This window comes from Deltaproteobacteria bacterium, from assembly GCA_021737785.1.
Lineage (GTDB): Bacteria > Desulfobacterota > DSM-4660 > Desulfatiglandales > Desulfatiglandaceae > AUK324.
Genome location: JAIPDI010000092.1, coordinates 1 through 7,425, shown reverse-complemented (window position 1 = coordinate 7,425; position 7,425 = coordinate 1). Strand labels below are relative to the sequence as shown.

At 56.6% G+C, this 7,425-nt stretch carries 6 protein-coding genes; all 6 read right to left on the bottom strand.

All coding sequences use genetic code 11. The features are described 5' to 3' along the window. Window positions 1-376 precede the first annotated feature (376 nt). The 6 genes from K9N21_23470 to K9N21_23445 all read right to left on the bottom strand — a co-directional run bounded on the left by K9N21_23470 (window position 377) and on the right by K9N21_23445 (window position 7,088). Window positions 377-2,467 carry a molybdopterin-dependent oxidoreductase gene (locus tag K9N21_23470; GenBank protein MCF8146877.1) on the bottom strand — a complete coding sequence of 697 codons (2,091 nt, stop codon included), beginning with the start codon at window positions 2,465-2,467 and terminating at the stop codon, window positions 377-379. A 49-nt stretch (window positions 2,468-2,516) separates the two neighbouring features. Continuing rightward, entirely contained in the window at window positions 2,517-3,317 is an 801-nt protein-coding gene (locus K9N21_23465) for a dihydropteroate synthase (protein ID MCF8146876.1), read from the bottom strand. A 135-nt stretch (window positions 3,318-3,452) separates the two neighbouring features. Continuing rightward, on the bottom strand, window positions 3,453-4,805 hold the full coding sequence (locus K9N21_23460; GenBank protein MCF8146875.1) for a uroporphyrinogen decarboxylase: 1,353 nt from the start codon (window positions 4,803-4,805) through the stop codon (window positions 3,453-3,455). Between the two features lie 4 nt (window positions 4,806-4,809). Continuing rightward, the gene (locus K9N21_23455; protein ID MCF8146874.1) at window positions 4,810-5,439 is read right to left on the bottom strand and encodes a cobalamin-dependent protein; all 630 of its coding nucleotides are present in this window, start codon (window positions 5,437-5,439) and stop codon (window positions 4,810-4,812) included. A gap of 43 nt (window positions 5,440-5,482) precedes the next feature. Beyond that, window positions 5,483-6,322, bottom strand: coding sequence for a hypothetical protein (locus K9N21_23450; GenBank protein ID MCF8146873.1), 840 nt, complete (start codon window positions 6,320-6,322; stop codon window positions 5,483-5,485). 526 nt (window positions 6,323-6,848) lie between these two features. Continuing rightward, window positions 6,849-7,088, bottom strand: a complete 240-nt coding sequence (locus K9N21_23445) for a MoaD/ThiS family protein (GenBank protein MCF8146872.1) — start codon at window positions 7,086-7,088, stop codon at window positions 6,849-6,851. Window positions 7,089-7,425: the final 337 nt, after the last annotated feature.

The window sequence follows — 7,425 nt, the reverse complement described above, 5'->3', positions numbered from 1 at the left end:
GATCACCCGCACCAGCCGGGGGCCGACCCCGAGGCCGTGTTCCTGCTTGCAGGCGACCTCGCAGGCATGACACCCCATGCAGTTCTTCTTGTCAAATATCAAAGAAACTTTCTCCATTTTGCTATTCCTCCTAACGCGGCCTGACAGCCGCAACCAAAAAAATATCGGTGCAAATCCCGGGAATTCAGTGCTGGGTCTGTTGCGATCCTGAACCTGCTCCGTGAAACTGTTGCAGACGACCGGGAAGCGCATTTCACCGGGGTCTTTGCTCCAGGATCAGAACCAACCCGCCGGGACCTTATCGCATCCTTCGCACTTGGCAGTGAAACAGGATTTCTCCGCAAATTGTCCCGCGAGGCGGGACTGCAAACAGGGGCTATCGGTCTTCACAGCGGGATATGTTGCACAAGAGGACCCTCAGATTGGTCGCCCCCATGACCGGATCCATGGATTCGTGGGAATTATCGGTCAGGATATTGATGTTGGACATATCCCAGCCGTGGTCAGGGTCCTTGATCTCCGGATACCACCACCCATGTTCGGCCACCACCACCCGGGGATCGATCCCGTTGTTCAGCTTGGCCCGCTCTTTGACCCTCCCCCGGGGCGATTCCAGCCAGACCCAGTCTCCCTCCTGGATGCCGTGCCTGTTTGCGGTATCCGGATGGATTTCCACGATCGGATCGGGCCGGATCTCCCTCAACCACGGGATCTGCCGGTTGGCGGTATGGAAAAAGGTGGGCGTCCTCAATCCGGTGTTGAGGATATAGGGATACTTTTCCGTCAGATCCGGCCTGGAGACCGGGCTTTCGGGCAGTTCGGTATATTTTGGGAGGGGATCGTGCCCCCACCCCTCTATGATGGTGGAGTAGAGTTCCACCTTTCGGGTGGGCGTTGAGAACCCCTTTTCCTTGTATTTATAAAATTTGGGCGTTCCATGGAGATAGCCTTTCTCCTTGAAGTTCTCCCAGGTGAGACCTGCCGGTTCCAGCAGCCAGTCCAGGGAATCCTCCACCGTGTCCCACCACTGCTGGCCCATCCGCTTGCCCAGTTCCATGAAAATCTTGTGGTCCTGCCAGCATTCCCCGATCTCCACCACCTTCTGTCTCGCCAGTACATAACCATGGAATTTCCAGTTGTCGGCCACATGATTCTGTTCGAGCCAGGTGCCGGCAGGGAGGAAGATGTCCGCCAGTTCGGCGGTCGGGGTCATGAAAAAATCCGAAACCGCGAGGAAGTCCAGCTTGGATAGGGCCTCGTACACCTCTCTGGCATTGGCCCGGGAGATGACCGGGTTGGTTCCCACCAGATATCCCGCCTTGACCGGATAGGGCTTGCCCTTGAGAATGGCGTCCCAGACGCACTTGGGCGTCACAATGGTCATCCGGGAGGCCAGTTTGTATTGCTCGCCCCCAAGCTGTTTGGCCCGCTGCTCCTTGGACAGGGATTTGTGAGAGGAGAATTCGGAAATGGACCGGGTTCCAGGCGGCTGATGAAACACATTCCCGCCGGGGGCATCCAGGTTCCCTGTGATTGCCATCAGACCTACGGCGGCGCGGGTGTAATCGGTGCAGTTGTTGCTCTGCTCAGTGGGCACCCCCCAGTGGATCCCGGCCGGCTTGGTGGTGGCGTACAGCCTGGCTGCCCTGCGGATCAGATCCTGTTTCACCCAGGTGATCTCTTCCACCCGGTCGAGGGGATAATCGGTTTTTACCCTCTCCACAAACGCGTCCCAGCCGTGAACGTACTGGGATACGAATTCCTGGTCGTACAGCCTTTCTTCAATGATCACGTGATGCAATCCCATGGCCAGTGCCGCATCCGTTCCCGGCCGCAACTGGAGCCACAGGTCGGCCTTTTTGGTGAGAAAACTCTTTCTCGGGTCGATAACGATCAGCTTGGCCCCATTTTGATAGGCCCGCCAGAAGTTCGCCCCCTTGTATTCGTCCGGATTGGTCCAGAGGGGATTACAGGCCCACATGACGATGCACTTGGGATTGTTTTCATAATCAATGGCCGGATGCCTGCCGCAGGTGGTCAGGGTGGCGCCGATCCGGGAGAGATAACACATATGCCCGGCAGTGATCATGTTGGGCGTGCCCAGCAGGTTGCCGAACCGGGAAAAATGACTCTCGAAGTCCCGGCCGGTCCCCTGTCCGATCACAATGGCCTCGGCCCCGAATTGTTCTTTCACCTGCGTAAATTTTTCCGTGACCGTATCCAGTGCCTCATCCCAGGAGATCCTCTCCCAGCCTTTCCCGGTCTTCTTCATGGGGTGAAGGACCCTGTCCGGATGGTAGGCCAGTTGGGTGATGGCCAGCCCCTTGGAACACATGGATCCATGGCTGATGGGCGAATCCGGATCGCCTTCCACCTTGATCGCCTTTCCGTTTTTCACATGGGCGATGACGCCGCATCCCCCGTGACAGCTTCGACAAACCGTTCGTATCTTCCTGATTTCTTCCATTCAAACCTCCTGATGTTTCAAATCGATGATTGCGCAAAGGGCGCTCTGATTATGTGTCCAGCCTTCCTTCCCGAAAGGCCCGCGTATAGGCCTGGCACCAGGGATCCTGGTCCAGGAGGACCTGGGCGGCCTTCAGGGCGCTCATCAGCCCTCTGTCCGAAGGATCCAGGATGGCCGCATCAAGACCCGCCTTCAGGGCCAGTATGAGAAAGGCCCTGTTCACCAGCGGGCGCCTTGGGAGCCCGAAGGAGATATTGGAGAGGCCGCTGATAATGTGGACCCCGTCCAGTTCGCGCCGGATCCCGTCAATGGCCTCCAGGGCCATTATTCCTACATGGGAATTGGCGCTGACCGCCTGGATTACAGGATCCAGGTAGATGTTTTCCCGATTGACGCCCAGACCCTCCAGATAGGAGACCAGCCGGACGGCATTCTCCACTGTCTGTCCCGCGCTCTTGGGAATCCCCTGATCGTCCATGCAGAGGGCCACGATATCGCACGGCCTCTTCTGAATAACCGGGGTCATGGTCTCCAGCCGGGACCTTTCGCCGGTGGTGGAGTTGAGCATGGGCGGAAGCCCGACCTTATCCAGAACCATATTCATGACATTCGGATCGGCACTGTCGATACAGAGCCGGACCTCCGGAAAATCGCCCTGGATCACCTCCATCAGCCAGAGCAGGTCATCCGCTTCGGAATCCCTCCGGGATCCGGCATTGACGTCGATCAGGTCGGCGCCCCCGTCTATCTGCAGGCGCACCTCCCTCTGAATGGCGGCCGCGTTCCTGCTGTTTACGGCCTCGTTGACGGCATGACGACTGGTATTGATCCTCTCGCCCACAATCAGCATGCACCCACTCCTAACCCGGACACGCCGGCACCGAAAACAATTTCTCACAGAGACGCAGAGACGCAGGGCATTTTTGTGACAGGACCTTCCCTCTCCAAGCTATAAACCCAATGAACCCAACAAACCCAGGCCTCTCTACCCATATACCCCGTATTCTCTGGTGACGTCCACCATGGCCTTTACATTTTCCGGTTTTGCTTCATCAAAAAACGCCCCGTTGCCCATGACATAGCCGCCGCCTTCGCCGGCGGTGTCGATGAGCTTTTTGACGCAATCCCGGATGTCGTCGGGTGTGCCCAGCTTCAACAGGGAGGAGGGGACGTTGCCCAGAAGGCAGAGGGTCTCGCCCACCGTCTCCTTGGCCGCGGCCATATCGGTCTGATCGAACATCCACAAGGTTTTCCCTTTCGGGAGTTCGGTAAGATACTTTAACCGTGTATTGTAGCCCCCCTCTGCCGCGGGCAACGGAATACATCCCCCCTCGATCAATCCCAGCATCACCTGTTTGAAGGTGGGCCAATAAAACCTTTTATATTGCTCATCCGAGAGAAAACCGTCCGCACCCTTGTGAAGCGGCATGAAGATGAACGGCTTGCCGGTCTGTTGGGCCGCGCCCAGCCCCAGTCCGATCATGATCGGGGTCAGGGCCTCCACGGCCTTGAGAACCTTATCGGGTTGCCGGTACATGTCGAGCATGATCCCTTTGGTGCCCCGGAGGGTGTCGCCGAGTACATCAAAAGGCGCCTTGCTGAATCCTCCGAAGATACCGGGAAACCCGAGGGATGCCATCTCCACGTCGATCCCGCCCACGGCCATGGCCCATTTCAGGGCCTCGGCCCCTGCCTCAAAAAGGGCCTTGTAGGCCTCTTGAACCGGGGGGAGGCCGAAGGGGATGAAATTGAATGCAACCCCGTACATCTCCAGTATGCCGGTGAGGGGGGGAAGCATACTCCAGGGTGCCAGTTTTCCGAATACGCGCGGCAGGTAAAAATTTCTGAAGTAAAAGGAGGGGTCGGCCAGCAGGAGATCATATTCCTCCGCCTTCATGTACTCCCCTTCGTTGCACTGGTAGCTGTGCTCGGGGGCCACCCCGTGGCCCGGCCAGGAGTAGAGCTTGTAGTCCAGGATCTCGTAGAACTTTCCAGGCCCGGGCCCTGCAGCCCCCATGGTGATGTCCGGCTCGAAGTCCAGGACGAACTTCTTATATCCTGCGACACATTTCTCATAATCATACATGGCCTCTTCAACGGTCATCCCGGCATATGTGTAAGGGAACATACTGGGGAACAGGGCCACCGGGACCCTGTCAGGAGGCCTTTTCATTTGAATGGCATCCTTTAACCGGTTGATGCGGCCCGCATAGGCGGCCTCTGCTTCGGGGCTCTGGAATTTGAGATCATTCCCCTCCGGATCCTTGGGCGCAAGCAGCTTCTGAAACTGGGCCTCCTGCTTTTCATCTGCGGACATCTCTTCCCATTTCTTTTCCATGGCTTTATCCTCCTATCCAGCGCCGGGCGAGTGCCACTGCCTCGATGGCGTCTTTACCATAGGCATCCGCACCGGTAAACCGTCTGACCTGCTCGTCAATCTGGCCGCCTCCGATCATGATCTTCACATCGTCCCGCAGCCCTGCTTCCCGGATGGCCTCAACGGTCTCTTTCATGGCATCAAAGGCCAGGGTCAAGAATCCGCTCAGGCCGACCACGGTGCTGCCGGTCTCCTTGAGGGCGTCCACAAATTTCTGAATCGGCACATCAATGCCCAGATCCGTGACCTCGAATCCGCTCACATCCAGCATAAAGACCACCAGGTCCTTTCCGATGTCATGGATATCGCCCTTCACGGTCCCCATGACGACCTTCCCGATCTTTTTGGATTCGCCCCGGGTCTTGAGATGTGGCTCCAGCAGGGCCACGATGCGTTTGAGGATCTCTCCTGAAAAGACCAGATCCGGGATAAAATAGTCTGAGTCGGCAAACCGCTCGCCCACGATTGCCATCCCTTCCTTGGCGCCCGCCAACAGGTCCAACGGATCGCGTCCCTGTTCCAGGGCCTTTTCCACATACGCCAGGGCCTCCGCCTCCTTCAAATCCGCCAACAGTCTTGCAAGTTCTTCAGCCATAATGTTCCGCTCCTTAATCTTTTATGATGGAAATGGCGATCTCTTATTCCCAGATATATCGGGAAACCGGGGCATCCGGGTCTGCGGTCCATTCCTGGGCCGAACCGTCATATATTTTCACGTTTTGATATCCCAGCACCTCGTGGAGCGCAAACCATGCCGCGGCCCCATATCCTCCCACGCCGCAGTAGACAATAATCTCCCTGGAAGGATCATCTCCCATAACCCCGGCGGCCGTCTCCCTTATCTCGTCGGCGGGTTTATACACGCCCTCGTCCGTCCACATCCAGGGAACGGGCCAGCACGTTGCGCCCGGAATATGACCTCCCCTCGTGCAAAAAGGCTCCTTTACCACACCAAAATAGACGTCAGGGGTCCTTGCATCCACGAGAATGCATTTTCCCATCTTCTCTGCCACCTCCTTCTTTGAAACAAACATCGCCTTGTTCATTTCGCCTGTGTACGTTACAGGCGTCGGCTTGGACGGGGCGTCCGATGTCGGTCTTTTTTCCTTGACCCATTTGTCATACCCCCCACTCAGGACAGAGGCGTTTCGCACCCCTGCATATATGAGCATATCCGCTACCCTGACCGTATCGGCGAGGGGATACGGGTGATCCGCCCGGTTTACCACAACCACCCTGGAATTTTGATCGATCCCGGCCGAGCCGATTGTCCGGCAGAGCGCTGCATCATCCGGCACCTCCAGGAGAAGGCCATCCCTTTCAACGACCCAAAAGGGCATCGGAACATGCACGGCATCGGGGATATGTCCCGCAGAGTAGCCTTTGTCGTCTCGAATATCGACGATAACCAATGCCGCATCGTTCAGGTGTTGGGCCAGCCAATCCGTGGTCACAATAGGGGGCGTTGATCTCAGCATGTTATCAGATCCTTTCTGCCCGGAAGGGGCAGCAGACGGCGTCCCCAGGCTGACGACCAGGATCAATAAGAGTGAGCACACGCCGACAGGGCAAGCCGGAAACAAGATGGATTTCCTTTTCATTTTCAGCTACCTCCTTTTCGCGGTTGTTGTCAATTGACGAAAATATCATGTGTCCGTTTTTTTCCTGAAAAGGCAATCCCCTGCTGTCACAATGCGTGGGGATCTCTTTGCAAGAGCCGCAGAAATTTAATAAAGTTCCCGGGAACGGCAGCAATGACTTTAAAACCATTTCGTTACAGCCCCTGGAATTGCCTTACATATGACGTTTATTCTTTCTGCCTTTCCACGACAGGTATTCAAAGCCCTGGGGCGGTCGCCGAGCGTCAGATAGCCATTTTAATGCAGCTCTTGCAAAGAGATCCCCACGCGATCCGCTGTCACAGGAGCCTGCAGGAACCAATAGAGTTCCCGGGAACGGCAGCATGACTCTGGTTCGTCTCCTCACAGATCTAAAAACCGCCTTTTATCCTCCATAAAGACGCTGAAAAATCCCGACCTCGGCCCCGGGGGGGATTTCATCCGCCATCTTGAGAATTCGATTATTCAGGATCACCACGCCCCCCTGGTCCTCCCGGATCTCCAGCCGGGCCAGAAGATCCTTTGCCGAGGCACCCGATGGGATCTCCATCTCCATCCCCGCCGCAGCGCGGGCCTGGGGAAACCGTCTGCCGAACGTCCCATATAGCTTCACTCTGACCTTCATTTCCAATGCTCGGGGGAGACCGCCGGTTGTCAATAATTGCGTCGCGACCTCTGGACACGTCAGGTCTTTGGTTGATCTACTGTAAAAAAGAAACCCTGTGCCTCTGCCGGGCCCGTGAAATTATCCTTTTCTGTTGTATCGCCGGGGTGTCCTTGTATGAGCCGTTCCGGATTGCGGCTGTGCCGCGGTGGCTCCTAAAGACCCAGATAGGCCTTTCTGATCTTTTCTTCCTTCAAGAGATCCCTGCTGTTTCCATGAAGGACGATGCACCCGTTTTCGATCACGTATGCCCGGTCCGCGATCTCCAGGGTATGCCGCACATTCTGTTCCACCAGGA